Raw genomic sequence first — 25,395 nt, forward strand, 5'->3', positions numbered from 1 at the left:
CAACGCTTTTCTCTGTATAAAACTCTCGGTTAAAGGTAAACTGCCGTACCGAAAAGTGGTAGCCCTTCATCAAGAATGTTCCTATTCCATGGTCTGTCCCCCGGCAGACTTTGCCAGTCGTTGAGTAGGTCAAGAGTCACGAGCCTCGCTCTCAACCTCAGGCTTGTCGCCAGCAAACTGGCTGGCATACTCCGAGGGGCTGACACCAAAATATTTTTTGAACCGGTTTCTGAAGTATTGCAGGTCATTGAAGCCCACGGCGTAGGTAATTTCCGAAACGGTCAGTTGGTTCTGCTTAAGCATTTGGGCAGCCCGTTTCAATCGAATAGTTCGGATAAACTCAACGGCTGTTTGGCCCGTTAGCGCCTTCACCTTTCGGTAAAAGTGCATTCTGCTCATGGCCACCTCTCTACCCAGATCCTCCACCCTGAACTCCGAATCACCAATATTGTCTTCGATGGTTTTCAACACCTTTTTCATGAAAACTTCATCCAGAGGAGTAATGGTAATCTCTTTAGGCTCCAACACCAGCTTCCTGCTGCCCATGAAACGCTCCCTCATCAGCTCCCTCGTCTTGATCAGGTTGCGTACCCTTATCTCCAAAAACCTGGAATCGAAAGGTTTGGTGATGTAGTCATCGGCCCCTGTTTCCAGGCCAGTGAGTTTATCCTCCAAATCAGCCTTGGCTGTGAGCAGTATCACTGGCACATGACTTATCCGACTGTCGGTTTTTACCAAATGACACATTTCCACTCCATCCATCAATGGCATCATGATGTCAGAAATGATAAGATCCGGCACCAGCTCTATACATTTCTCCAACCCAATTTTGCCATTTGGAGCGTCAATAAACTCATAGCTATGCTCCAGACTTTCTTTCATGTAGGTGCGCAAGTCTGCATTGTCCTCCACTATCAGTACCAGCGGTTTGCCTTCCTTGGGGTCGGTCTTCACAATAGCAGTCTCTCCAGTGCTTTGCTTGTCTCTTTCTTCCAACTCTTCCACCACATGACCGATGCTCACGGCTCCGACCTTTTCTGGCTCCACAATTTCACTGTCCTGCAAATGCGCTTTACCCATAGGGATGAGCACTTTGAAGCACGAGCCCTCACCAAGCGTACTTTTTACTGATATCCTGCCCCTGTGCAGCTCCACAAGCTCCCTGGTAAGCGAAAGGCCTATGCCAGTCCCCTCCTGGTCAACGTGATGGTCAATATCTGCCTGATAGAACCTGTCAAAAACTGATTGCAGATGTTCCTTTGGAATTCCCACGCCACAGTCTTTGACTGTGATTTGCACAAACTCCCCGCCTGCTTCACTGTCAGTCATTTCCATCGAAATTCGGCTCACATTGAGCGAAATTTCACCCTCACTGGTAAACTTGAAGGCGTTGGATAGCAGATTCGTTACAATCTTTTCAACTTTATCATGATCGATATATGCTTCCAGAGGAGCGTTCGGATGGTTGTAGGAATAGGAAAGCTTTTTTTGGGTGGCGTAAGACGAAAAAGACGCTGCGATTGGCTTTAAAAACTCGACTACGTCCGTTCGGCTCGCTTCCAGCTTCATGCTGCCACTGCCCAGCTTTGACAAGTCGAGCAGCTGATTGATCAATCTTAGCAACCTCTCTCCGCTCCTGATCATTACGCCGTACTGTTTCCTTACGTCGCCACGAAAGGCACCTGAGTACATCGACTTTAGTGGGCTTAGCATCAAAGTGAGCGGGGTCCTGAATTCGTGAGAGATGTTAGCAAAAAAGTTGGACTTCATAGCATCCATCTCTTGCATTTTGGTCAGCTCCATGTGCTCGAGCCTCAAATCGCTTTTGAGTCTTTCTCTGTAGATAAGCACTTGTCGATACCATAGAAGCAGCCCAATCCCAATGCATACATACACAGCATAGGCCCACCAGGTAGCCCACCACGGGGGTGTTACTATTATTCTCAACGAAGCCCCTTCTTCATTCCAAAGACCATCATTATTGGAAGCCTTTACCCTAAAAACATAGTCGCCGTGAGGCACCTTGGTGTAGCTGGCAGTGCGCTGAGTGCCAGCCTCGTGCCAGTGCTCATCATATCCTTCCAGCATATAAGAGTAGCTGTTTTTAAATGCCTGAGAATAGTTAAGCGCCGCAAATTCAAAGCTAAATTCGTTTTGGTGATAGGTCAGTGTTATTTCTTTTGTATCGATAATGTTTTGTGCCAAAACTGAGCCTTTTGCTCCCGGCCTCACTTCTTCATTGTATATCCAAAAGCTGGTGATGTACACGGGTGGTATGTGTGGATTCTCCTTTACCTCTCCCGGATAGAATGAATTAAAACCATTTACCCCGCCAAAAAAGAATTCGCCGGACTGGCTTTTCAAATAGGCGCCCCTCACAAACTCCTGCTCCTGTAGCCCGTCTGCGGTGCTATAGTTTTTGAAGCTCCTACTTTCAGGATCGAATTCACTGATTCCCTGATTGGTGCTGATCCAAAACTTGCCCCGCTCATCTTCCAAAATTCCGTTGACTACATTATCGGCAAGCCCATCATTTTTTCGAAAAGTTTCGAAGGTTCCTTTTTCGTAGTCAAACTTGTTAAGGCCTGCCCAGGTGCTGACCCATAGGGTGCCTTTGGTGTCCTCATAAATAGCGTTTACCACATTGCTGCTGAGGGTGGTAGAGTCCTTGGGGTTGTTGGTGTAGGTTTTAAAAACCGGCTCTCCATCGCCAGCAAACGTCATTTGTAAAAGGCCTCCTCCTTCAGTTCCAATCCAGATGTTATCCCGACTGTCTTCAAACATCGTAAATACCCTGTTGTGACTCAAAGATTCAGGGTCATCAGGATTCACTTCGTAATGCAAAAATCTGCCCGTCTTCCTATCAAACAGATCCAGCCCTTCATAGAATGCACCCACCCACAGTCTACGCCGACTGTCTTCAAAAATCGAAAACACATAGTTGGATCCTATGCTTGAAGCATCTTCTGGATCACTTTCAAATCGCTGAAAGGTGCCTGTTTTTTTATCAAACCTATTGAGTCCGCCCTCCCAGGTGCCTGCCCAAAGATCTCCGTAGCTATCGATCTCTAAAGAAATGACGGAATTACTCCCGATGCTTTTGGGGTCATTGATGTCGTGCACATAGCTTTTTACCTGATTGGTTTTCCTGTTAAAATGGTTGAGACCTCCGCCGTCGGTACCTATCCACAGGTTGCCTTCCTTGTCTTCCACAAAGCAGATGATGTCATTGTTGGCCAGGCTATGCCCACCGGATGGCGGCAAAATATGGTGAATGAACTTTGTCTGATACTGATCCCATTTATTCAAACCCCTGTTGCGGGCAGCCAGCCACATGGTGCCAATATTGTCTTTGTAAACTGCCCAAATCGAGTTAGCACCTACACTTGTTGGGTCGAGTGGATTGGGCCAAAAATTGGAAAACTGCCCGGTTTGTCTGTCATAGATCGACAATCCACCGTTTTCCATTCCAAGCCAAAGCCGGTTGTAGTTGTCTTCGCTGATGCTAAGCACAATGTTGTGCACCAGGCCCGTTGGATCTACAATATTGGGCATCACTCTTTGAAACTCCACGCCATTGTCTTTTGGTACCAGGCGGTTCATACCTTCTCGTGTACCAATCCAAATCTGGCCGTCACTGTCTTTCACAAATGAGTTCAGGTAATTGCTGGAAAGGCTCTTTACATTGCCCGGCTCATGTCGGTGGTGAATAAACCTTTGCCCCCCAATATCAAATCTGTCGAGCCCGCCACCATACGTCGCCACCCAAATATTGCCATAGTTGTCTTCATAGATCGCACTTATATGGTTGTTGGCTAAACTGAGGGGGTCTTTCGCATCATTCTTAAAATGCTCGAAAGATTTTGAATCAGCATATATCACATTTAATCCGCCCCCTTCGGTGCCAATCCACACGTTGTCACGGCTATCGATAAAAAGATCAGTCACCCAATTATCAGAGAGGCTCTCCGGGTCATTGGATTTGGATTGGAAACGGGTGAAGTTGTCGGAGTTTCTGTTGTAGAGATTCAGCCCAGCGTCCATTGTCCCCACCCAAATATTGCCTTCCTTGTCTTCAGCCATGCAGTTTACAAAGCTGCTGCTCAGCGAGGTGCTGTCTCCATGGATATACTCATATACCTTAAACTCGATTCCATCATATTTATTCAGCCCGTTTCGGGTTCCAAACCACAAGAAGCCATGCTGATCCTGGATGATGCTCGTTACTGACTTTTCTGAAAGACCGTCAGTCAGCTGTTCAAACTTAATATTGCTCGTCAGCGCAGAGTTGTTTTGGGCGTTGGCCCATTTGGTCGCAACCTGACACAAAGCAATCAAAACGAAATACCTTATCCACCCCATTCTCTTCAATATTGCTATCGTTATTGAAAAATTCGCCACTCTGTAAAGATCAGGAAAAATCCAGACCCATAAAGGCACCTTTTTTTAAAACATTTATAATATCCCCAATAAAAGCATCACTTCAAGTGCTTTTTTCAGAAGGTTACAAATACCGTGGTCTTTTGAAAGAAGTGTAGGCAAGTTTGGGTAATGCAATAGTTTACTTTGTATTGAGTATATTATGTATCAATGTAGAGAAACAAAAATGCCCGGAAACTAGCCGGGCACTTTTGTTAACGACATTTTATGTTTACCAAACTTACTACTAGCGCATTGTAGCTGATGAATTTACAATTTCACCGAACTGCGATGCTTACTTTTTTCCTGAGTTACTCACGAAAGCCACTGATTTACTATCGGGCGACCACGATGGTGTATTGATAGTACCCTGCCCTCCGTACATGTAGGCAAGTACCTTTGACTGCCCACCGGCTACCGCCATAATTTTCAGCTCAACTCTTTTGTACGGTGGGTGGTCATTCACAGGAATCGTTGGAGGAAACGAAATGTAAAGTATCCACTTCCCGTCAGGGGAAATGTGAGGGAACCAGTCGTTGTTGTCGTCGAACGTAAGCTGTTCCTGTCCCGTGCCGTCGGCCTTCATGCGCCAAAGCTGCATAGTACCCGACTGCGACCCGTTGTAATAAATGTATTTACCATCTGGGGAGTACTCGCATCCGTCGACATGGCCATAAGTGAAATTGGTTAGCTGAGTTTCTACCTTTGTCTTAATATTGGCTTTGTAGATATTGTAGCCTTTTGTTTCACCCCGTTGTGCCACATATACCACCTCTTTGTTATTGGGAGCCCATCCATGAAAGTAAGAGGGCGTTTTTTCGGTAACCAGATCCGGAATTCCACCGGTCAACGGCAGCACATACACAGTCGACCCACCACCGGGCAACCCGTCTCTGTGGCTGCTTACCGCCAGCATTTTACCATCAAAGGAAATGCCGTGGTCATTGTTGTTGCGCTTTAGATCGCCAGTATTTAGCTGCTGAGGCTCTCCGCCAGTGAGCGGAATAGTATAAATAGAACCATCCATGTTAAAAAGAAGCTCCCTGCCATCGGGCATCCAATTGGGTGCCTCGAAGCCCTTTTCCTTTTCGTAAATCACGGTTCTTTTACCATCAGCTATTGTCATTGTCTCCAGGCGGGCACCGAGCCAGCCCTCTCTATAAGGATTGTAAGTGGCTGGCAGCGGCTTGTCTATTCTTACATTCCATGCTATTCCTTCCTCTACTACGTCTGGGTTGTGCGAGCCCACGAAAATGCCGGCAAACACCTCATCAGGCATATCCGGCATCATGTGTGAGCCAATCAACTGAAGTGGCTCCCCGAAATGGGCGGCCCTCATGATCAACTCCTTACCAGAGCGTTCAAGTTGGATGGTTGTATAATTACTTTTCGGCGGAAAAATCTCATCCTGAGGATCTCGCATAAACGCTCCTCGTAACTCCCTCCATTGTAGCACCGTTAGTCCGTCGCCATGAAGAGTGGCGCTGACATGGGCCGCACTCTCATCCAACGATTCTCTCACCATCCAACCAATTTTACGATGGGGATCAACTCCGTCGCCATTGAAACCAAAGTTGGCTGTCAAGATAAAGTCTCCTTTTAGTTTTTGGTGGGCAAAGTGAAACTCGTCCCTTTCAAACCAAATATTGTACCCTGCACCTTTGATAAAATAGGTTTGGGTTTGTTCGTCGTAGGTAGCTCCGCCTTTCTTATTTGGGTTGCCAACATCCACGTGGTCAGAAAATATTCCGACGGGACTTTGGGCGTTTGTCATGCCAAGTGAAAGCAAAAAGCTTAATAGTAGTAGCCTAATTTTCATGGTGTTGTTCTTAAAATTTATTGCCAGGCAGATCTGGAGTGGCTAACGAAATGTCCTCGGTAGTCAAGAACACCTTTGCTCTGCTCTGGTAAAGGTGGATACAATTCGGTCAACGAGTGGATGCCGGATGTAACAATGTAACTGGACATTTTATTTTCTAGGAAGCAGGTCAGCGAAGGCTAAGTTGACACCAATGCCCGGGCAAAGCTATTTGTAACTTTCCCAAGTGGTAAAAAGCCCTAAACCACGTTAAGCTTTTTTACCTAAAAAGAATATATCCACATTTAGATATGAAAGGGCTTCCTCTCCGGCTTGGTTTACGAAAAGGCGGTGTTGGGTGTAAACGAACAAGAACCATAAACGAGTATAAATACATCGAAAGAGGGCGGTAATTACCCGCCCCTTTTTCTTTTGATGGCTGGCGTTAGCGGATTATGGTATTTGGAAGGGAAAAGTGAGTTTGCCAGACTTAGGTTGACAAAACTTTATTTAGCTTATCGTATAGCGCTTTTACTTTCTGCTTTGGGTCACCGGTGCCAAGTGTTTCGATGGGTAAATAACCTTTGTAGCTCGATGCTTTAATAATGTCCACCAGCCTTTTCAGGTCTGTCTCCACTTCTTCGCCGTTTTCAAAAATGAGCTCTTTGATTTGCCAGTTGACAGCATAAGGAATAGTCTTCTCAATTTCCTCGTAGGGGTCTCCTACCCGGTAACTGCCTGTGTCCAAAATAAGCCCGAACCACTCTGAGTCGATCATATCCATAATCCTGGTCACGTGCTCGGCCGTTTTGATAAAGTCGTTATGGTTTTGAATGGCCACTGTGACGCCAAACTTCTTGCCATGATCAATACATTCCTGGATATCTTTCACCATCCAGGCGGCAACGTTGTTCCATGAAAACCCGTCGGGCACTTTAGCACCTGCAAAAATCCTGATCACAGGAGCCCCGAGCTTAGCGGCAGCTTCAATCCAATTTTTTACCAGCTTTATTTCTTCCTTTCTTTTTTCAGGATCGGCCAGCGTAAAATCGTTGCGAACACCGGTGCCACTTATGTCCAACCCCAACCGAAAAGCGTGCCTCTTGATCTCAAACAGGTAGTCATCTGGCGGCACATTGGGGTAGCCTTTGAAATAGTAAGCAGTAATATCCACAGCCGCAAAACCAACTTCTGAACAGTACTCCAGCATATCGTGTACATCCATACTGCCATCGGTAAGGGGTGCATTGAAAGAAAACGCATTGAGGCTGATTTTCAACTGGGAAGCTTTTGCAGACATGCCTGCAATATGCTGTGCCACAAGCGTTGGCGTTGAAGCAAAGTTCACTGCCGATAACGCAGATAGGCCTAGTGCACCCTTCAAAAGCTGTCTTCTTTTCATGCTATTTATCATGGCTGGGGTATTCATCAATGAGCTACTCACACTTTTGTTCATCAGCGCATTCTCTAAATTAATAAACTTCCATTATTTTACACCTCATTAATACTTTATCTTAGCATTACTTATTTCTAAACCTACCAAAACTGAGCATGATCAGATTATTTCAACCAGCGTTGCTTTTTCTTCTTTTTACCGGCAGCATCCACCTTTCAGCGCAGCGCCTTATTGTTCGTGGAGACGACATGGGATTCTCTCATAGTGGCAATGAAGCGTTGATAAAGACGTTTAAGGAGGGAATAGAAACATCAATCGAAGTGATTGTTCCATCGCCATGGTTTCCTGAAGCCGTTAAAATGCTGGCAGAAAACCCTGGTATTGACGTCGGCATTCATCTGGTGCTCACCAGCGAGTGGGACAATGTGAAATGGCAGCCACTGACCGATGCACCAAGCCTTCGGGACAAGGATGGTTATTTCTACCCGATGATATGGCCGAACAAAAACTATCCTGGGCAAGCCGTGCTGGAAAACGAATTCAGCCTCGATGACATTGAAAAAGAATGGAGAGCACAAATTGAGTTGGCAAAAAAAATGATTCCGAGGCTCAGTCACATCTCGGGCCATATGGGCTGCACAAACCTGAACGATGACACAGCCGCCATTGCCAAAAAGCTGGCTATAGAATATGATATCGATATTGATACGCAGCAATTGGGCGTGCAGGGTGCCAGGTACGACGGGGATCATGCTACACTCGCAGAAAAGAAAGAAAGCTTCAGTAAAATGCTCAACAAGCTGGAAAAGGGCAAAACCTACATGTTTGTAGAACATCCGGGCATCGACACGCCGGAACTGAGGGCTATTTCTCACATTGGTTATGAGAACGTGGCCGAAGACCGCCAGGGTGTAACCGACCTATGGATAGACGAAGACATCAAGGCACTCATTAAGAAAAAGGGCATTCAGCTAATTAGCTACAAAGACCTTGTGAAATAGAGAGGGGTAGAATGCCTCATTAGTTTTAATTAATTTTACTTACGAAAGACACCATCAATTATTCATGCAATTAACAGGAAAGAATTTAGTCGGAAATAAACTATCAAGTCTCAATCCCCAAAGCTTCAAAGGACACGGCGGGCACTCAGGCATCGCATTCCACGAAGCAACAGTCGGAGAAGTCGATCAGGCTGTAAACATTGCCCATAAGGCTTTTGGCAGCTACAAAAACACATCGGGCGTAGAAAGAGCGATTTTCCTTGAGCGCATCGCTCAGCTAATCGACGAAAACAAGAGCGAATTAGTAGCCCTCGCCATGACGGAGTCACGACTGCCTGAGGGAAGACTCATGGGAGAAACAGGACGTACTACAGGCCAGTTGAAGCTGTTTGCGTCTCTTCTTAGAGAAGGCTCGTGGGTCAACGCCATGATCGACCCGGCCATTCCTGACCGCCAGCCACTGCCTAAACCTGACGTGCGCCAAATGCAAAGGCCACTTGGCCCGGTGGCTGTTTTTGGTGCCAGCAATTTTCCGTTTGCATTTTCCACCGCTGGCGGCGACACTGCCTCAGCACTTGCTGCAGGCTGCCCAGTTGTGTGCAAAGCACATCCGGGTCATCCGGCTACTTCCGAGTTGGTGGCATCTCTCATTATACAAGCAGGTAACGACACCGGCATGCCGGAAGGCGTTTTCTCCCTGGTACAAGGCGAGGGATATGAAGCGAGCGTTCACCTGGTTTCTCATCAGGCGATAAAAGCAGTAGGTTTTACCGGCTCGCTTGGCGGAGGCAGAGCCCTCTTCAATGCTGCCGCCAAACGAAACGAACCCATCCCGGTTTATGCTGAAATGGGCAGTGTGAATCCTGTGTTTGTGTTGCCAGAAATATTGGAAAAAGAGGCCACTTCACTTGGGCAGAAGCTAGCTGGCTCTAACCTAATGGGTGCCGGGCAATTCTGCACCAACCCTGGTGTGATTGTGGCCGTAAAGTCGAAGGCACAGGAGCAATTTACTGAAGCCTTCAAAACAGCCCTTGAGGCCGCCTCTGCGGACAATATGCTCACCAACAAAGTATTTGACGGCTACTGTAGCAATCTCAGCACCATGGCTTCGCTACGTGGCGTAACACAGCTCGTCGGCGACTTAACTGCAAAAGAAGGTGTTGCTGCTATCCCACACATGTTTCAGGTAGAAGCAAGTGCATTTATCAACAATGTGGCGCTACAGGAAGAAGTGTTTGGCCCGAGTTCTTTACATGTAGTGGCCGACAGCGAAGCACAAATGCAGCAAGTGGCTGATATCCTTCATGGGCAGCTTACAGCAAGCGTTTGGGGCACAGAAAAGGACATAAAGGGGCACTCAGAGCTGATAGGAACACTTGAAAGCAAAGCCGGCAGAGTAATCTTCAACGCACCTCCTACAGGTGTGGAAGTAACCTATGCCATGGTGCATGGTGGCCCCTACCCGGCTACCACCGACAGCAGGTCTACGTCGGTAGGCACCAACGCTATTTATCGTTTCACAAGAGCAGTGTGCTATCAGGGTTATCACCAGGCATTGCTGCCTGAGGCGCTGCAAGATGCAAATCCATTGTCCATCACAAGAAAAGTAAACGGGCAGTTTACCGATAAAGCGCTATGAAAAAGCTCCTTCCCTGCCTCATTGGTCTCTGGGCCCTGGCAGGGTGCAGCCAAACAACTAATGAAAACAAGGAAAAAGCGATGCCAGCTAAGGGTACCTATGCTTACGATTCTGCTTTTCTGAAAGCCAACACGTCCTCGGTTTACGAACTAAAATCGTCCGACGGACAGGCAAGGGTGCTGCTTTCTGCTGACTATCAGGGGCGGGTAATGACCAGCACTGCCACTGGCGCTTCTGGTAACAGCTACGGCTGGCTCAACTACGACCTGATTGAAGCTGGCGAATGGAACAAGCAATTCAATCCCGTCGGTGGGGAGGAACGTTTTTGGCTGGGGCCGGAAGGTGGTCAGTTCTCGGTCTACTTTGAAGCTACAGATTCCTTCGAAATCGACAACTGGCAGGTGCCCGCCATCATTGACACGGTGGCCTACCCTGTTGTTTCGGCTGCAAAAGATGAAGTAATCTTCGGAATTGAAGCGAGCGTCACCAACTATAGCGGAACCGTATTTGACCTGGCCATCGAGCGAAGTGTTCGGTTGTTACCGAAAGAAGCACTGGCCACCAGCCTGGGTGTCACCTGGGGAGAAAGCCTCAATTGGGTGGCTTATGAAACGACGAACAGCATTACCAACAAGGGCAATGAACAGTGGAAAAAAGAGACTGGACTGCTGTCGATCTGGCTGTTAGGCATGATGACGCCATCACCTGAAACCATGGTGATTATTCCTTTCAAGCCGACCGAAGGAGCAAAAGACCATATCACTGATGACTATTTCGGAGAAATACCGCCGGAAAGGCTAACAGTAACGGACAGCGTGATCTATTTCCAGTGCGACGGTCTTTACCGGAGTAAACTTGGGTTGTCGCCTGTCATTGCCAAGCCAATGGCCGCCAGTTTCGACTTTGCAAAGAATATTCTGACCATCATCAAGTTTCCGGTCGAGCCAAACGGCACCTATGTAAACTCAAAATGGGAAATGCAGGATGAGCCTTACAAGGGCGACGTCGTAAACTCTTACAATGATGGCCCAATGGCCGATGGCTCGCAAATGGGGCCTTTTTACGAAATAGAGTCTTCGTCACCAGCCAAAGAACTGGCGCCCGGCGAAGCGCAAGAACACAAGCAACTGACCTGTCATTTCGAAGGAGAATTCGAAAGCCTCAATCAACTATCTAAAAGCCTTTTGGGCGTTGACTTAACTGAAATAAAAAGCAAGAAAACAACCCTATGAAACTCTTTAAAACTTCCAACCGAATCATTGCTGAATACGAAGGCCAATCTTACCAAATTTCAGAGAGCTGGGATCACGCTGTAAACCACAGCAAGCTGCATGATCATTTGGTGAAATTGGTCAAATCTGCCAAACCTCTTGACTCAGGCATAAAAAAAGACTGGCTCAAAGACGGGTTGAGCGCACCGATTGGCAGCCAGGAAGTATGGGCCTCAGGAGTTACTTACCTCCGAAGCAGAGATGCCAGAATGGAAGAAAGTAAAACCGGTGGCGGCTCTGATTTCTATCAGAAAGTGTATGAAGCAGACAGGCCGGAGCTCTTCTTTAAGTCGCTGGCCCACCGGGTAGTTGGGCATGGAGGAGAAGTATATATCAGAAAGGATTCGACCTGGAATGTACCTGAGCCTGAGCTCACCCTTTTCATCAACTCCAAAGGCGAAATTCAGGGCTACACCGTTGGCAATGACATGAGCAGCCGCAGCATCGAGGGAGAAAATCCACTTTATTTACCTCAAGCCAAGTCGTACGAAAAAGCCTGCGCACTGGGCCCTTGTCTTTACGTACCTAAAGCGCCTATTTCGCTGGATACCAATATTGTGATTTCTATCAAAAGAGGTGGCAACGAGGTCTTTCACGAAGAAATTCAGCTCAACAGAATGAAACGTAAGTTTGACGAGTTGGTGGAATACCTATACAGAGCTTGTCACTTTGCCTATGGCGCCTACCTGATGACTGGCACGGGCATCATCCCTCCCAATGAATTTACGCTGGAGCCGAAAGACGTGGTGAGCATCAGCATTGATGGCATCGGGACGCTTGAGAATGTGGTTGGGGTGATTTAGCTAATTGGTAAATTTTATAAACTGTACTAAATATCCGATTAATCAGTTAAAGTGGTTCTTTATAAGTACTTTCCATTCAATGAAAACACGATCAAATCACTCATTAACAGGGGTTTGTGGTGCGGATATGCCGACGTAATGAATGATCCATTTGATTGTCTAAGAATTTTAGACAGACCCTATTCTGATAGTGAGTTGGACAGTTTTAAGGGATTTGCAGAGCTTTCCCCCTTCCTGAAACGCTATGTCGATGTTTCAAACGACGTCCTAAGAGAACATCTAAATGATATAAGACGGCAGCATATCAGAAGATGGGCATTCTGTGCACTTTCTGAGTCTCCAGATAATATTCTGATGTGGTCACATTATGCGAATGCTCATCGGGGCATAGTTATCGGTTATGAATTCGAAAACCTCGGTAACAGAATGACTTTCCAGAAAGTAAAGTACCAAGATTATCTTGATGAATTTAACTGGCTGGAATTCGGTAGGTTTATGGATGGAGAAGAAGGCTTTGGATCTAAAATTTTAGAAGACTTGTCACTTAAGCTTAAGGAATGGGAGTATGAAAAAGAATGGAGGATATGGGCAAACGGTGAGGGCTATTATTATTATAGCAAAAATGAAATCAAGGAAGTCTATTTTGGCATTAACTGCCAAAAAGATACAAAGATGCTTGTAGCCAGGATAATGGAATTGCCCGAGGATGTCAAAATATATGAAATGGATACTCGGCGGAAACCCTTCAGACTTGTTGCAGATTAAAGTTGACACTAATCAAGTATTAAAGAGCACCGTCACACTCCATGTTTTTTGTGCTACTCCCTCCGCCACTTCTTCTTCTCACTTAGCTTTTTCTTGGCATCTATGCGTCTCTGCACTGCTGCCTTACCGGGTTTCGTAGGTTTACGGGCTTTCTTTCTCTCAAAGGCCTGTTGTATCAGCGAGGAAAGCTTTCTTATTACTTCCTCTTTGTTTTTCAGTTGAGAGCGGCTTTCATGCGAGCTAAGCAACAGTTCACCTTCTTTCGTTAGTTTGTTGGCCAGCTTGCTGAGAAGAATGGCCTTTTGTTCGTCGCCAATTACTATCGACTCTTTAATGCCCCACCGCAAAGTCACCTTCGTGCTAACCTTGTTCACATGCTGGCCACCTGGCCCTCCGCCAGTGGTCGCCGAAAAAACCAGTTCCGAAAGGATGTCTTGTATAGTCGGGGAGGAAGGATAACTCATTGCATTTTGGATTACTCGCTTAGCTTTTCGATGGGTTGAAGTGTCACTTTTTGGAACTCTACCTCTGAGCCTTCGGCCTGCAGTGCAATCTGGCCTTCGCTTGCCGTGCAGTCGTACCCATGGTTCACAAGGTCATCATTCACCCACACTTTGATTTCTCTACCAAGGCATTCAACGACCATTTTGTTCCATTCACCCACCGCATTTTCTGACCCGTCGGTCAAATTAACTATGCGGCGCAGCATGCCTTCTGAAGTTCCCCACTTGGCTGGATCCCCTCTCCTTGCTTCCATATTATCTACCTTAATATCCTCTCTGATGCACCAGAAGTCACCGGCATTTTCATGCATCAGCTGTGCTTCGATCGACTTGGGGAACATATCGTAGAGCAGGCGTGGCGTTGAAGCATGTAAAATCACACCACAGTTGCCCGGCTCGCCTGCAAATCGGTACTGTACCTCCAGCCTGTAATTGGAGTAAATCTTATCAGTGATAATATGCCCCTGCGGTGCTGCGAGGCTCACCAGCATGCCGTTTCTAACAATGAACGGGCTGGGCACCGTGTCGTTGTTGTCCATGGCAGGCACATCGATATGCCAGCCAGTAAAGTCTACGCCGTTGAAAAGGCTAACAGGTTCATTCTCTTTTTTGGAACAGGCAAAAAAGAAAACAATGGCTAAAAGGATTAAGGTTTGCTTCATGCTTGCATTTTTTTTCAAAGTAGCCCCATTTAGGGCACATTCAAAAATATAAAAGGAAAGTCAATACCCGGATAAAAATAAAAGCAAGGCTTCGTAAACCTTGCTTTTATTTGGGACGCTAATGGTCAGAAATACTCTTTAAGCATCCTTCCATCGCTTTAATTGGTGTTTAATTGCATCTACACACTGAGTAACTGCTTCTTCGAATGAATCGGCATGCTTAGAAGCAAAAAGATCATTTCCAGGTAAAGAAACCTTGATTTCGCAAACCTTATTCTCTTTGTTATCAAACTTATCAAGTTTAAGAAACACCCGGCTCTCAACGATCTGATCGCTAAGGGTTTCAAGCTTTTCAACATGCAACTTCACAAAATCAGTCAGTGAGTCTTTTGCGTTAAAATTAGGGGTTTCAATGATCGTTTTCATAGCATAACTATTTTAAGGGACATTTTCGGAGCCTTTGTGTCTCCGTTCGAAAGCCAAGATATCAGAGGCTTCCCGGTTCAAATATGACACGATTTAACGAGACTGATGATTAATGTCACCTGGTTTTCGGAATTAATTTTTGGGCACAAAAATTCTTCGGGCTACTTGCCTTCCCGGGCACGACAAAGCTCATCTTGCCCTGCTGACCGAAGTCAGTGCCCCAGCAAGGTAGTTATGTGGTAACTTGATGAGCAATTGACTAATTGTGGATATGACAACAGGAAAAGCAGATCTGTCCAGCTTCCACTCCACACCATCTTTGGCCATCCATATTGCACCGTCTTCAATATCTACGGAGGGGGATAGAATATTCTCAATTTCCACGCATTTCGGTGTCTATGTTGTAAGCTGCAAGCTTATTGTAGAGTGTTTTTCTATCGACCTGCAACAGCTCAGCGGTTTTCGTTTTGTTGAAGTCAGTCTTCCTTAAAACCTCCAGGATTGCCCCTCGCTCGGCTCTTTCAGCCACTTCTTTCAAGCTAATTTGTACATCACTATTCAACAGCACATCGCCGCAAAAATCTTTATCTACCTCAGTATGTGATATTTCTACAGGCAAACATGGATCGTCTACCAGGCTGCATTCACAAATAAGTACAGCTCTTTTGACTACATTCTTGAGCTCTCTGAGGTTGCCGTGCCAATGATAGGATATTAGTTTCCTCAGAGTGGAGACTTGAAAACCTTCCACATTCTTGTTTAACTGTTGGTTGGCCATTTTCAAAAAGTAGGCAGCGAAAACTTCAGTATCTTGCGGCCTCTCTCTCAATGGCACCAACTCTATTTTAAACTCATTCAATCGATAAAAAACATCTTCCCTGAAATCACCCGACTTTACCGCAGTTTTCAGGTCCTCATTGGTGGCTACCAACAGTCGGATATCTACAGGTACCTCAGTAGTGCCACCTACTCTTCTAACCACCTTCTCCTGCAGTACTCTCAACAATTGCATTTGATTGTCATAGCTAAGGTTTCCTATTTCATCCAAAAACAGCGTACCACCATTGGCTCGTTCAAAGCAGCCTTTTTTCCCGGCAATGGCTCCTGTGTATGCTCCTTTCACGTGTCCAAACAGTTCGCTGGCAGCTAGCTCATTGGGTATAGCCCCACAGTCGATAGGCACGAACGGCTGATGACGCCTGTCGCTCCTTTCATGAATAGACCGGGCGACATACTCCTTCCCCGTCCCTGTTTCGCCACAGATAATTACCGACATATTTGTCGGTGCAATTAGGTTTATATGCTTCTGAACTAACTGCGACTGATAGCTTGGAGCAATAATGTACTGATCTTCAGTTTGCTTTTTACCGATACGAGTTCCGTTCCTTCTCCCCGGCTGCCGCTTACTTTTGGCCAGGGCATCTCTGATAGTTAAAAGAAGTTCATCGGGAAACAGAGGTTTGGTCACATAATCGAACGCTCCTTTTTTTACCGCATCAACAGCCACCCGGATGTTTGAGTAAGAAGTGCAAATAATTACTTGAATGAGTGGGTCTATCACCTTCACTTTTTGCAAAAGGTCGATACCCGACTGATCAGATAGTTTGAAGTCGCAAATAACAAGATCGACAGACTTGCCTTTCAACGAGGCTATTGCCTCACTTCCACTGCTCGTAGTGCAAACATCAAACTCTTTTTTTTTAAGAAATTTCTTTAGGTGAACGTTGATATTTTCGTCACCATCTACAATCATTATTCTCTCCATGGCAGAAAGTTTTCAAGCTCAAATAAGGGGGACTAGCTATATATACTAATGAAAAAAAGCTGCATACAGTTCAGGTTAAAGCTGGCTTTCCAGTCTAAAATACTAAAATAAGCCCGACGGTTACCCGCCGGGCTTATTCTACATTCTAGCTGATTAGGAAGGCTGCCAATAATTAGTAGGGTGGGATAAAATAGGGGCTTTCAAGCTTAAATTGAACTGGTAACACCACCAGTTGGGATACTGGTATGCCTCCAATTTTGGCTGGTTCCCATTGCCCGGATGTCGACTTCACGGCCGCTTTTGCCTCTTTTTTCATGTCATCAACTACCCAGTCAAATGATGTATCAAGATCCTCGTCAGCCACAACATGGCCAATATTACCACGACTGTCCACGACAAATTTCACGAACACAAGCCCCTCAATACCATTTTCCTTCGCATCTTCAGGGTACGTCAAATTCCTTTGCAAGCTGGCATAAAAATCGTCAAAACCTTTCTTAGGCTTTGGTTCCGTTTCAGCCGCATAATACACTCCAACCCTATTGCTCAGGTTGAAAATATCCTTTTTCAATTTTTCTAATTCGGTCAAATACACTTCTAACTGAGTCTTGTCTTTTTCAACAGGCATTCCGGTTATCGTTATGCTACTGACCTCATCACCATCATGAATGTATTGGTAGGTCGTACCTGGATACAAATCCATGATGCCGTAAACATTCATATAAAGCGACTCAATTTTATCCTGAGTCTTTTCTATTTCATCGTAGTGCTTTGTTTGCGCAAACGCTGATTGCGATACACAAAGTGTGAAAAAAGCAATCAGTGTCCCACATGCAGAAGCACTAAGCCTTTTTGTTATTCCTTGCATTTTCATAATTTTCTTAAGTTTAAATTCAACAATTATTTTGCTATCACTTGATAGCAAAAAAGTCTTTACCAGAATCTCTGAAGCCTGGAAAACTTCTGTATCATTTTCCCCAGGCCTGAAGTATTTGGGAAGTTTCTTTGAAATTCATTCTTTAGTTGCCTAAAGACGAGATGATTCCGAATTTCGCTGTAGCAATCACCCCTGCTTCAGCCAGGCGATGGCATCCTCTTCCTGTTCGAAAGGGAAAACTTGCTCGTCGATCCCTGGCAGCAGTTTGTCTTCTACATTAGCCACAACGGCCAGCCACTGTTTGTCAGTCACCCACGCAATTCTATTAACCTGAGACAAAAACTCCTGAAGGCTTGTTAATGCAAACTTTAGACCTTCCCATAGTGCGTCCAATGTTACGCCCTGAATAGACGAAACCCTGATACACAAACTGACACCTTCTGAAGTTTCCATTTCACTCAACACCTTTCGCATCGTATTGATAAATGATACTTTGTCAACTTTACCGTCTACTTCAAAGGTCAAAATACCAGCCTCATTAAGTAGTGTCCTATCTTCAATATGCGTTATCATTTTTCTATCTTCTATTGGAAAACTATCTAGTGCCTTCTGAATTTCGGAACAAGTTCAACCCAATGCGTTTTTCACTGAATCTGCCAGGTGATAGACTTTCGCTTCGGCTTTCTTCAAGACATTATCAGTTTGCGATTTCAGCTCGTCCCAGTTCTGCCGTGTAGCGTTAGCAACCTCTCTGTATTTTTCATCTATTCTCCTCTTTTCTTCTTTGATTTCGTTGATGGTAGACTGCAACTGAAGCTTGCCTTCGTCTGAAGCGCTAGCCATTTTATCTTCCATCTTTTTAATCTCCTTTTCAGTATTTCTGGCTAGGTTTTTCAAATTCTCTTTCAGTTCGTTTTGTTTCGGTAGCATACTTTTTGATTTTTTGATATTCGCTACTATTAGGGGCCAAAATCATTCCAAGGGATGGAAAGTGGCCTGCAATAAGATTAAAGGGGGTTTTTAATTGGCTTTGTGGAATCTACTCCACACTAATATTTGCAGAGCAGGCAATTGCTTCCACACCTAGCGTTTGCAAAACTTCAGATCGTTTAGCATTCAGGCGGCACTTCCTACCCCTCCTGTAAATTGCCCCCAATAAGTTGGCTGAAAAGTAATGTGCTTTAGTAAAATCGGTTAATTTAGCCGGACATACCCTCGTTGGGTATTTGACTATTTCGTTGCATACTATACTCTTAAACTATGACCTACAAGTTGGCAATAGCATTCCTGAAAGCTATCATCGCACCACTGTCTTTTGTCCTGCTATTTAGCTTTGGTTGCCAGCCCGAAAAGCCCTATCTGAAAATATCGCAGGGAGCACATATTAGTCTTATTGGCAACAACCTTTGCTCCCGGATGATGAACTACGGGTATTTTGAAACTGAAATGCAGCTCAGATACCCAGACTCTGAGTTATACATCAGAAACATGTGCGACGGCGGTGACACACCCGGGTTCCGACCCCATTCCGGCCGGGTTTCGCCCTGGGCATTTCCGGGAGCTGAAAAGTTTCAAACGGATTTGGCTCAGAACTCTGGTAGCGAAGGGCATTTCGAAACGCCGGACGAATGGCTTGCCCGGCACAAAACTGATATTATCATTGCCTGCTTTGGTTTTTCTGAATCCTATGCGGGGCCTGAAGGTGTCGATAATTTCAAGGCAGAACTTTCGGCCTTCATTGAGCACACTTTTTCCCAAAAATATAACGATTCCATTCCACCTCAACTGGTGCTGGTGTCGCCCATCGCCTTTCAGGATCTTTCCGATAAATACGACCTTCCCAACGGAGATCAGGAAAACAGAAACCTCAGTCTCTATGCAAATGCCATCAAGGAAGTGGCCCTGCAATATCAGGTGCTGTTTGTCGACGCTTTTGGGCCAACGCAACAATGGTTTGCTGAACAGCAATTGACAATAGATGGATTGCAACTCAATGATGAAGGCTACCAAAAATTTTCGAAGCTATTGGCAGATGAAACCTTTGGAAAAAAGGAAGTTGAAAACGAGAACCTGCGAGCATTCGTAAAAGAAGCAGTGCTTGAAAAAAACTGGTTTTGGCACAACGACTACAAAGTCCCCAACGGCGTCCATGTATTTGGCAGAAGGTACCGTCCGTTTGGCAATGAAAACTACCCCGAAGAGTTGATCAAGGTTCGGCAAATGACGGGCATAAGGGACACAGCTATTTGGAAAACCCTTAAAGGTGAATCGTACGACCTGGCGGCTGCAGATGCAAAAACGCAAAAGCTGACGCCGATTGAAACGAACTACACACTCACCGACAATGTGCGGTATCTGTATGGCGATGAGCTCATGAGTCATTTCAAAATGGCGTCTGGTTACAAAATTGAACTATTTGCCTCGGAAGAAGACTTTCCTGAGCTGGCCAACCCTTCTCAGATTTCCTTTGACAACAAAGGTCGGCTTTGGGTGGCTGTAATGCCCACCTACCCGCACTATAAGCCTGGCGACGCAAGGCCCGACGATAAGCTCATTATTCTTGAGGACACCGATGGCGACTTTAAGGCCGACAAGGTGACTGTGTTTGCGGATAAATTACACATCCCGGCTGGCTTCGAATTTGCCCCCGAAGGCGTTTACATCTCGCAGGGCACTAACCTGAAGCTGTATACCGACACCGATGGCGACGACAAAGCCGACAAAGTCGAGATCGTCCTAAGTGGCTTCGATGACCACGACACTCACCACGTGATCAGCGCCTTCAGTGCGGATCCCTCCGGCGCTATTTATATGGGCGAAGGAGTCTTTTTGCATACAAATGTGGAAACGCCCTATGGCACGGTGAGAGCTACTAATGGAGGTTTTTATCGCTACAACCCGCAAAGAAAACGACTCGAAAGAACGGCTCAGCTTTCCATTCCAAATCCCTGGGGCATTGCCTTCGACGAATGGGGGCAAAATTTCTTCGCTCACACCTCCGGGCCCGATGTTAACTGGATGATGCCTGGCTCGATCAAGTCAAAATATGGACTGGCTAACCCAGGATCGAGAAACCTGATTGAAGACAAGCACAGGGTGCGCCCCACTTCCGGGCTGGAGTTCGTTTACAGCAGGCACTTTCCTGATGAAGTGCAGGGCGACATGCTGATCAATAATACCATTGGATTTCTCGGTACCAAAATGCACCAGGTGATCGACGACGGTACTGGTTTCAAAACCAAACACAGGCTTGACCTTGTCGTCAGTGACGACCCCAATTTCCGCCCGGTGGACATGGAATTTGCGCCGGATGGCTCGCTTTATCTCGCCGACTGGCACAATGTGCTGGTGGGCCACATGCAGCACAACGCCCGTGATCCCCTTCGTGACCATGTGCATGGCAAAATTTACCGCATCACCTACCCTTCCCGGCCACTAGTAACTCCCGCCAAGGTCGACGGAGCAAGCATAGAAGAATTGCTCGATAACCTGAAGCTGCCTGAATACCGCAGCCGCTACAGAAGCAGAAGAGAGTTGAGAGAAAGAGAAACTGAGAAGGTACTGGCCGCCATCGACAAATGGACAAATGAGTTGGATAAAACAGACCCAAATTATGAGCGATTCCTGCTTGAGGGGTTATGGGCATCGTGGGGAATGAATGCCATCGACCTCAAGCTATTGAGAACGTTGTTAAAGGCTGACGATTATAAAGTAAGAACAGCCGCCGTTCGGGTGCTTCGCTACACTGGGCACCAGGTGTCTGAGCAGGCTGGCTTGCTGAAAATGGCTGCCGCTGATGAAAACAGCAGGGTTCGCCTGGAAGCCATTGTGGCCGCTTCGTGGCTGGATGACGATGCAGCCAGAGAGATTCTGGCAATAGCTGCCCAGAAACCCCTGGATGACTGGATGGAAAAGCCGTACCAGGCCATATTAGATCACATGGTGCCTTACAAGCCCGAAATCGCTGGCAACGAGCTGGTGCCACCAATGTTGTCGAAGGAAGAACAACAGTTATTCCTTGCGGGAAAGGAAATTTACATGAGAGATGGCTACTGCAGCACCTGCCATCAGCCTGACGGAAAAGGGCTGGACGCTGCCGGATTCCCTCCTTTGTCAGGTAACGAGTGGGTGCAGGGCAGCGAAGAGCGACTCATCAAAATCACGTTAAAGGGATTGTATGGCCCGATAACGGTGGCCGGAAAAGACTACCCCGGCCAGGTGCCAATGACACCGTTCGGCGGACTGCTGAATGATCAGGAAATAGCCGCCGTGCTTACCTACGTAAGAAGCTCGTTCGGAAATCTTGCCGACGCTGTTACTACAGAAACAGTCAAGCAGGTGCGGGAGTCTTCTAAAGACAAATCTGGGTTCTATACTCCGGAGGAATTGTTAAAAGAGCATCCACACGAAAATGACAAGTAAATGACCTAACGAGCCAATTTGTGAAATGAGTAAACTCAATACGTTGAATTATTAATTAAGCGCTGGCGGTTGACCAGTCGACTACAAAACACAATACTTACAAACAATGAAGATTTCGATACACAACTGGATGCGGGCAGAAACCATTGAGGAAACCGTCAACCGGATAGCAAAACTGGGCTACGACAGCCTTGAAATTCAGGGAAGCCCCGAACTGTACGACACAAAAAAGGTAAAACGGCTGCTGGATGATGCAGGCATCAGTTGCTGGGGTTCTGTCACGCTAATGTTAGAGCAGCGCAATCTCCTGGCCAAAGACAAAAAGCAAAGAGCTGACTCTGTGCAATATGTAAAAGACGTTGTAAGAATGGTGGCCGAGCTCGATGGCCACATGGTATCAGTGGTACCTTCAACAGTTGGGAAGATCTTACCGGAAGGCAAACCCGAAGAAGACTGGAAATACGCCGTTGATAGCATGAAGCAGGTATATGAGTATGCTGAAAGTGTCGGCATTCTGCTTGGAATAGAGCCCATCAACCGTTTTGAGACCTATTTCATCAACCGTGGCGACCAGGCGCTGGCGCTGGCCAAAGAAGTTGGCCCCAAGTGCGGCGTTTGCCTCGACACCTTCCATATGAACATTGAGGAAGATGAAATCCTCCCAGCTATTCGTCGTGCTAAAGGAAATCTTATCGGCTTCCATGTGGCTGACAACAACAGAATGGCTCCCGGCATGGGCAAACTGGATTGGGGGAGCATCGTCAAAACACTGGGAGAAATTGGTTACGACGATGTGCTTTCGGTGGAGTTTTGCTCCCCGCTCGACAGAACACCGGCCAACCCTTACCCCAATTCTATTGACGAATCGCCCAAAGGATTGAGTCCAGAGCAAAAAAAGTTTCTCGAAGACCATGGCAGCTCAGCCGTAACCGACGAATTCTACACCATGCTCACCAAAAAATCCATCGAAACGCTCAGACCATTGATATGAAAATAAAAAACGTTGAAGCCTTCTGGCTTCGTTGCCCGATACCACCAGCCAAGCAGCACCGTTCAGATTACGGTCTGCTCACTGAATTCGACATGACCCTCGTGGTTGTCACAACAGAAAGTGGCTTGCAAGGCTTTGGCGAAGCCAAGGCCGCTGTAGGCTCATCAGGTTCCTGTGCCTCCATCGTCAGTTGTGTAGAAAATGAGTTGAAGCCTATTTTAGTAGGCCAGGACGTTCGCAACATCTCCCGCCTCTGGGAAATGATCTACAACGGCACCCGTGACCACTATGCACTAGACAGGGGCCGTAAGTTTCCCATTCTTGGGCGCCGTGGCCTGACAGTCTCAGCCATGAGCGGTGTCGACACAGCTCTTTGGGACATAAAGGGAAAAATGCTGGGTGTACCGGTTGTTGAGTTACTAGGCGGAGCCTGTCGTGACAGCATGCCTGCTTATGCCAGTGGTGGCTGGGCAGGTGCTGACAAAATAGGCGAGCAACTGCTGAGCTACACGGCAAAAGGCTTCAAAGGAGTCAAAATGCGGGTCGGCATCATGGACAATACCGTACACGAAAGCATCAAGCGGGTAAAGGCTGCCAGAGAAGCACTCGGCGATAGCATCAAACTCATGACAGATGCCCATGGCACCTTCAGTGTGCCAGAAGCAAAGCAGTTCTGCCGGGGCGTGGAAGACTGCAACCTCTACTGGTTCGAGGAGCCCATTAGTCCCGACAACAAAGTGGGAACAGCTGAGGTAAGGGCTTCTACCGCCATTCCCATAGCCGCCGGAGAAAGCGAATACACTGTGTTTGACGTGCGTGATCTGATCGACCTCAGAGCGCTGGATGTAGTGCAGCCCGACTCTGCCATCATTGGCGGCATTACAGAGGCCATGAGAACCGCCCATTTGGCCAATACCTATCAACTTGAACTGGCTCCTCACTGCTGGGGATCAGCGTTTTCATTCATGGCCGGGGTGAACGTTGCCTTTGCAGCACCTGCAGCGACGATCATTGAGTTTTCACTCGGAGGAAATCCGATGATGTACGACCTGGTAGAAGAAAACATTGAGGCCATTGATGGTCAAATAGCGGCCCCAACAGCCCCTGGCCTGGGCCTCACTCCCAACTGGGATTTTGTAAAAGAGTTTAAACAAACCGTTCGATAATCATGGCAAAAGCAATTGGAATTAACCACGTAGCGCTGGTTGTAAAAAATCTGGAGGAAACCAGCAAATTCTACGAAGAAGAGCTGGGACTGGAAGTCATTCCGGCTTTCTTGTTCGACTACCCTACCGCCTTTTTCAAAATCAACGCCACGCAGCAGCTTCACCTCACTGAATGGGAAGATGAACATTCATTCCGTGGGCATGTTTGTATGCAAGTGGATGATATCAACAAGATCTTCTGGCGCATGAAAGAGCTGGGGGTAATAGATACTTCCCCCTGGGGCAAAGTGCGCCAACTCCCAGATGGGCCCATTCAGATGTTTGTTCGTGACCCATCAGGCAACCTGGTAGAGCTTTCTTCGCCTCCAGGCTTTGCTATCGACCCGAAGATTTTTGAGGACGAGCTGTTCCAGGCAGGCATTTATGTTTCCGGCAGAAATGACTTCAGAGGATACAAATCAAAAGACGCCACGCTTTACCACAAATAACCGTATGCACAATATCCTTCTACTGGAAACCGTGGCCGATGATGCCCTGGAGATTCTTCAAAAGGCTGCCGATGTCAATATTCTGGCTGCTTATGAGCCGGGCTTTGACTTGTCGACTATTTCAAATCATCAGGTCGATGCCATAGTTACCAGAGGCAAGGGCCAGGTCAACCCAAAGTTAATGGATGCTTGTCCGGCCCTGAAGGTAGCGGGCCGCTGTGGTGTGGGACTCGATAATCTGGACGTCGCCTATGCAACCTCCAAAGGTATCAAGATAGTGAATGCGCCAGGATCCAATGCCCAAACAATCGCAGAGCACACCATGTCACTGATGATGATGATGCAAAGAAACCTTTTCAGGTCAGTGGCGGAAGTAAAAGCGGGCAACTGGGGCTGGCGCAATCAGTTTGAGGGCGACGAGATTTACGGCAAAACGCTGGGCATACTGGGGTTGGGTAATATCGGCAAGAAAGTAGCTGCCATGGCCACCGCCTTTGGTATGAAGGTGATTTACTGGGATCAGGCAGAAGCGGCGAACGTGCCCTACACCTTCAAATCATTTGAAGAGGTAATTACCGAGGCAGATGTCATCACACTTCATGTGCCTCTTTTGCCTGAAACAAAGGAGCTCATCAATGCGGCAACATTGCAGAAGATGAAAAAAAGTGCCTTGCTGATCAACACTGCCCGTGGGCCGATCATTGATCAGCAAGCTCTATACGAGGCGCTGAAGAACGGAACTATCGCTGGCTTTGCTGCTGATGTGTTAACAGAAGAACCTCCAGCTAAAGATGAACCTTTGCTCACACTTCCCAATGCGCTTATTACCGCTCATGTGGGTAGCCTTACCAGCCGAACCTATACCAAAATGTGCGTCGATACTGTGAACAATGTGCTGGCCATTGTGAGAGGGCAGCAGCCAATGGAGGGATGCGTTTTTAATAGGAAGGAGTTGGCCGACAGGTAAATCGGTCAGGCGACACTATTAATTTCAAGAAAGACT

General features: G+C 46.8%; 21 protein-coding genes. 10 read left to right on the plus strand and 11 right to left on the minus strand.

Annotation, left to right across the window (positions count from 1 at the left end):
- Positions 1-129: 129 nt before the first annotated feature.
- The 3 genes from RIG68_RS27275 to RIG68_RS27285 all read right to left on the minus strand — a co-directional run bounded on the left by RIG68_RS27275 (position 130) and on the right by RIG68_RS27285 (position 7,619).
- Complete coding sequence (locus RIG68_RS27275; RefSeq protein ID WP_350129986.1) at positions 130-4,362, minus strand: two-component regulator propeller domain-containing protein; 4,233 nt, start codon at positions 4,360-4,362, stop codon at positions 130-132.
- 352 nt (positions 4,363-4,714) lie between these two features.
- The gene (locus tag RIG68_RS27280; RefSeq protein WP_350129989.1) at positions 4,715-6,238 is read right to left on the minus strand and encodes a TolB family protein; all 1,524 of its coding nucleotides are present in this window, start codon (positions 6,236-6,238) and stop codon (positions 4,715-4,717) included.
- 469 nt (positions 6,239-6,707) lie between these two features.
- Positions 6,708-7,619 carry a sugar phosphate isomerase/epimerase family protein gene (locus tag RIG68_RS27285; protein WP_350129992.1) on the minus strand — a complete coding sequence of 304 codons (912 nt, stop codon included), beginning with the start codon at positions 7,617-7,619 and terminating at the stop codon, positions 6,708-6,710.
- Between the two features lie 149 nt (positions 7,620-7,768).
- Between RIG68_RS27285 and RIG68_RS27290 the strand changes: the two genes are divergently transcribed.
- The 5 genes from RIG68_RS27290 (at position 7,769) to RIG68_RS27310 (ending at position 13,092) form a co-directional block, all read left to right on the plus strand.
- Positions 7,769-8,614: a polysaccharide deacetylase family protein gene (locus tag RIG68_RS27290; RefSeq protein ID WP_350129995.1), complete on the plus strand. Its 846-nt coding sequence runs from the start codon at positions 7,769-7,771 to the stop codon at positions 8,612-8,614.
- 64 nt (positions 8,615-8,678) lie between these two features.
- Positions 8,679-10,253 (plus strand): aldehyde dehydrogenase (NADP(+)), encoded by a 1,575-nt coding sequence (locus RIG68_RS27295; RefSeq protein ID WP_350129998.1) that lies wholly within the window; start codon positions 8,679-8,681, stop codon positions 10,251-10,253.
- Positions 10,250-11,485, plus strand: a complete 1,236-nt coding sequence (locus tag RIG68_RS27300) for a DUF6786 family protein (RefSeq protein ID WP_350130001.1) — start codon at positions 10,250-10,252, stop codon at positions 11,483-11,485. Before RIG68_RS27295 ends, RIG68_RS27300 begins: the two co-directional genes overlap by 4 nt.
- A complete protein-coding gene (locus tag RIG68_RS27305) occupies positions 11,482-12,327 on the plus strand; it encodes a fumarylacetoacetate hydrolase family protein (RefSeq protein WP_350130004.1) in 846 nt (281 codons plus the stop codon). Before RIG68_RS27300 ends, RIG68_RS27305 begins: the two co-directional genes overlap by 4 nt.
- Before the next feature lie 138 nt (positions 12,328-12,465).
- Positions 12,466-13,092 carry a DUF2971 domain-containing protein gene (locus tag RIG68_RS27310; RefSeq protein ID WP_350130007.1) on the plus strand — a complete coding sequence of 209 codons (627 nt, stop codon included), beginning with the start codon at positions 12,466-12,468 and terminating at the stop codon, positions 13,090-13,092.
- 53 nt (positions 13,093-13,145) lie between these two features.
- Here the strand turns inward: RIG68_RS27310 and arfB are convergent, their stop codons facing one another.
- The 8 genes from arfB to RIG68_RS27350 form a co-directional block, all read right to left on the minus strand.
- Positions 13,146-13,556, minus strand: a complete 411-nt coding sequence (arfB, locus tag RIG68_RS27315; protein ID WP_350130010.1) for an alternative ribosome rescue aminoacyl-tRNA hydrolase ArfB — start codon at positions 13,554-13,556, stop codon at positions 13,146-13,148.
- Positions 13,557-13,567: 11 nt separating this feature from the next.
- Positions 13,568-14,257 (minus strand): 3-keto-disaccharide hydrolase, encoded by a 690-nt coding sequence (locus RIG68_RS27320; RefSeq protein ID WP_350130013.1) that lies wholly within the window; start codon positions 14,255-14,257, stop codon positions 13,568-13,570.
- Between the two features lie 138 nt (positions 14,258-14,395).
- Positions 14,396-14,683, minus strand: coding sequence for an HPF/RaiA family ribosome-associated protein (locus RIG68_RS27325; RefSeq protein WP_350130016.1), 288 nt, complete (start codon positions 14,681-14,683; stop codon positions 14,396-14,398).
- A 189-nt stretch (positions 14,684-14,872) separates the two neighbouring features.
- Positions 14,873-15,067, minus strand: a complete 195-nt coding sequence (locus RIG68_RS27330; RefSeq protein ID WP_350130019.1) for a hypothetical protein — start codon at positions 15,065-15,067, stop codon at positions 14,873-14,875.
- Entirely contained in the window at positions 15,057-16,448 is a 1,392-nt protein-coding gene (locus RIG68_RS27335; RefSeq protein ID WP_350130021.1) for a sigma-54-dependent transcriptional regulator, read from the minus strand. Before RIG68_RS27335 ends, RIG68_RS27330 begins: the two co-directional genes overlap by 11 nt.
- 172 nt (positions 16,449-16,620) lie before the next feature.
- A complete protein-coding gene (locus tag RIG68_RS27340) occupies positions 16,621-17,322 on the minus strand; it encodes an energy transducer TonB (protein WP_350130022.1) in 702 nt (233 codons plus the stop codon).
- Between the two features lie 189 nt (positions 17,323-17,511).
- A complete protein-coding gene (locus tag RIG68_RS27345; protein WP_350130024.1) occupies positions 17,512-17,898 on the minus strand; it encodes a SpoIIAA family protein in 387 nt (128 codons plus the stop codon).
- Positions 17,899-17,952: 54 nt separating this feature from the next.
- Entirely contained in the window at positions 17,953-18,255 is a 303-nt protein-coding gene (locus RIG68_RS27350) for a sll1863 family stress response protein (RefSeq protein ID WP_350130026.1), read from the minus strand.
- Positions 18,256-18,585: 330 nt separating this feature from the next.
- On the opposite strand from RIG68_RS27350, the gene RIG68_RS27355 reads away from it, so the two are divergent.
- From RIG68_RS27355 to RIG68_RS27375, 5 genes are all read left to right on the plus strand, one after another.
- Positions 18,586-21,747: a PVC-type heme-binding CxxCH protein gene (locus tag RIG68_RS27355; RefSeq protein ID WP_350130028.1), complete on the plus strand. Its 3,162-nt coding sequence runs from the start codon at positions 18,586-18,588 to the stop codon at positions 21,745-21,747.
- Positions 21,748-21,853: 106 nt separating this feature from the next.
- Positions 21,854-22,738: a sugar phosphate isomerase/epimerase family protein gene (locus RIG68_RS27360; protein WP_350130030.1), complete on the plus strand. Its 885-nt coding sequence runs from the start codon at positions 21,854-21,856 to the stop codon at positions 22,736-22,738.
- Positions 22,735-23,904 (plus strand): mandelate racemase/muconate lactonizing enzyme family protein, encoded by a 1,170-nt coding sequence (locus tag RIG68_RS27365; RefSeq protein ID WP_350130032.1) that lies wholly within the window; start codon positions 22,735-22,737, stop codon positions 23,902-23,904. Before RIG68_RS27360 ends, RIG68_RS27365 begins: the two co-directional genes overlap by 4 nt.
- Positions 23,905-23,906: 2 nt before the next feature.
- Positions 23,907-24,392 (plus strand): VOC family protein, encoded by a 486-nt coding sequence (locus tag RIG68_RS27370; RefSeq protein WP_350074125.1) that lies wholly within the window; start codon positions 23,907-23,909, stop codon positions 24,390-24,392.
- Between the two features lie 4 nt (positions 24,393-24,396).
- A complete protein-coding gene (locus tag RIG68_RS27375; RefSeq protein ID WP_350130034.1) occupies positions 24,397-25,359 on the plus strand; it encodes a hydroxyacid dehydrogenase in 963 nt (320 codons plus the stop codon).
- The last annotated feature ends 36 nt before the right edge of the window (positions 25,360-25,395 follow it).

It is taken from the genome of Imperialibacter sp., from assembly GCF_040222385.1.
GTDB lineage: Bacteria > Bacteroidota > Bacteroidia > Cytophagales > Cyclobacteriaceae > Imperialibacter.

What these genes read in the sequence shown, in the direction of transcription:
- RIG68_RS27275 (WP_350129986.1), bottom strand. Translation starts at nt 4,362, where the DNA reads ATGGGGTGGATAAGGTATTTCGTTTTGATTGCTTTGTGTCAGGTTGCG.
- RIG68_RS27280 (WP_350129989.1), bottom strand. Translation starts at nt 6,238, where the DNA reads ATGAAAATTAGGCTACTACTATTAAGCTTTTTGCTTTCACTTGGCATG.
- RIG68_RS27285 (WP_350129992.1), bottom strand. Translation starts at nt 7,619, where the DNA reads ATGAAAAGAAGACAGCTTTTGAAGGGTGCACTAGGCCTATCTGCGTTA.
- RIG68_RS27290 (WP_350129995.1), top strand. Translation starts at nt 7,769, where the DNA reads ATGATCAGATTATTTCAACCAGCGTTGCTTTTTCTTCTTTTTACCGGC.
- RIG68_RS27295 (WP_350129998.1), top strand. Translation starts at nt 8,679, where the DNA reads ATGCAATTAACAGGAAAGAATTTAGTCGGAAATAAACTATCAAGTCTC.
- RIG68_RS27300 (WP_350130001.1), top strand. Translation starts at nt 10,250, where the DNA reads ATGAAAAAGCTCCTTCCCTGCCTCATTGGTCTCTGGGCCCTGGCAGGG.
- RIG68_RS27305 (WP_350130004.1), top strand. Translation starts at nt 11,482, where the DNA reads ATGAAACTCTTTAAAACTTCCAACCGAATCATTGCTGAATACGAAGGC.
- RIG68_RS27310 (WP_350130007.1), top strand. Translation starts at nt 12,466, where the DNA reads ATGAATGATCCATTTGATTGTCTAAGAATTTTAGACAGACCCTATTCT.
- arfB (WP_350130010.1), bottom strand. Translation starts at nt 13,556, where the DNA reads ATGAGTTATCCTTCCTCCCCGACTATACAAGACATCCTTTCGGAACTG.
- RIG68_RS27320 (WP_350130013.1), bottom strand. Translation starts at nt 14,257, where the DNA reads ATGAAGCAAACCTTAATCCTTTTAGCCATTGTTTTCTTTTTTGCCTGT.
- RIG68_RS27325 (WP_350130016.1), bottom strand. Translation starts at nt 14,683, where the DNA reads ATGAAAACGATCATTGAAACCCCTAATTTTAACGCAAAAGACTCACTG.
- RIG68_RS27335 (WP_350130021.1), bottom strand. Translation starts at nt 16,448, where the DNA reads ATGGAGAGAATAATGATTGTAGATGGTGACGAAAATATCAACGTTCAC.
- RIG68_RS27340 (WP_350130022.1), bottom strand. Translation starts at nt 17,322, where the DNA reads ATGAAAATGCAAGGAATAACAAAAAGGCTTAGTGCTTCTGCATGTGGG.
- RIG68_RS27345 (WP_350130024.1), bottom strand. Translation starts at nt 17,898, where the DNA reads ATGATAACGCATATTGAAGATAGGACACTACTTAATGAGGCTGGTATT.
- RIG68_RS27350 (WP_350130026.1), bottom strand. Translation starts at nt 18,255, where the DNA reads ATGCTACCGAAACAAAACGAACTGAAAGAGAATTTGAAAAACCTAGCC.
- RIG68_RS27355 (WP_350130028.1), top strand. Translation starts at nt 18,586, where the DNA reads ATGACCTACAAGTTGGCAATAGCATTCCTGAAAGCTATCATCGCACCA.
- RIG68_RS27360 (WP_350130030.1), top strand. Translation starts at nt 21,854, where the DNA reads ATGAAGATTTCGATACACAACTGGATGCGGGCAGAAACCATTGAGGAA.
- RIG68_RS27365 (WP_350130032.1), top strand. Translation starts at nt 22,735, where the DNA reads ATGAAAATAAAAAACGTTGAAGCCTTCTGGCTTCGTTGCCCGATACCA.
- RIG68_RS27370 (WP_350074125.1), top strand. Translation starts at nt 23,907, where the DNA reads ATGGCAAAAGCAATTGGAATTAACCACGTAGCGCTGGTTGTAAAAAAT.
- RIG68_RS27375 (WP_350130034.1), top strand. Translation starts at nt 24,397, where the DNA reads ATGCACAATATCCTTCTACTGGAAACCGTGGCCGATGATGCCCTGGAG.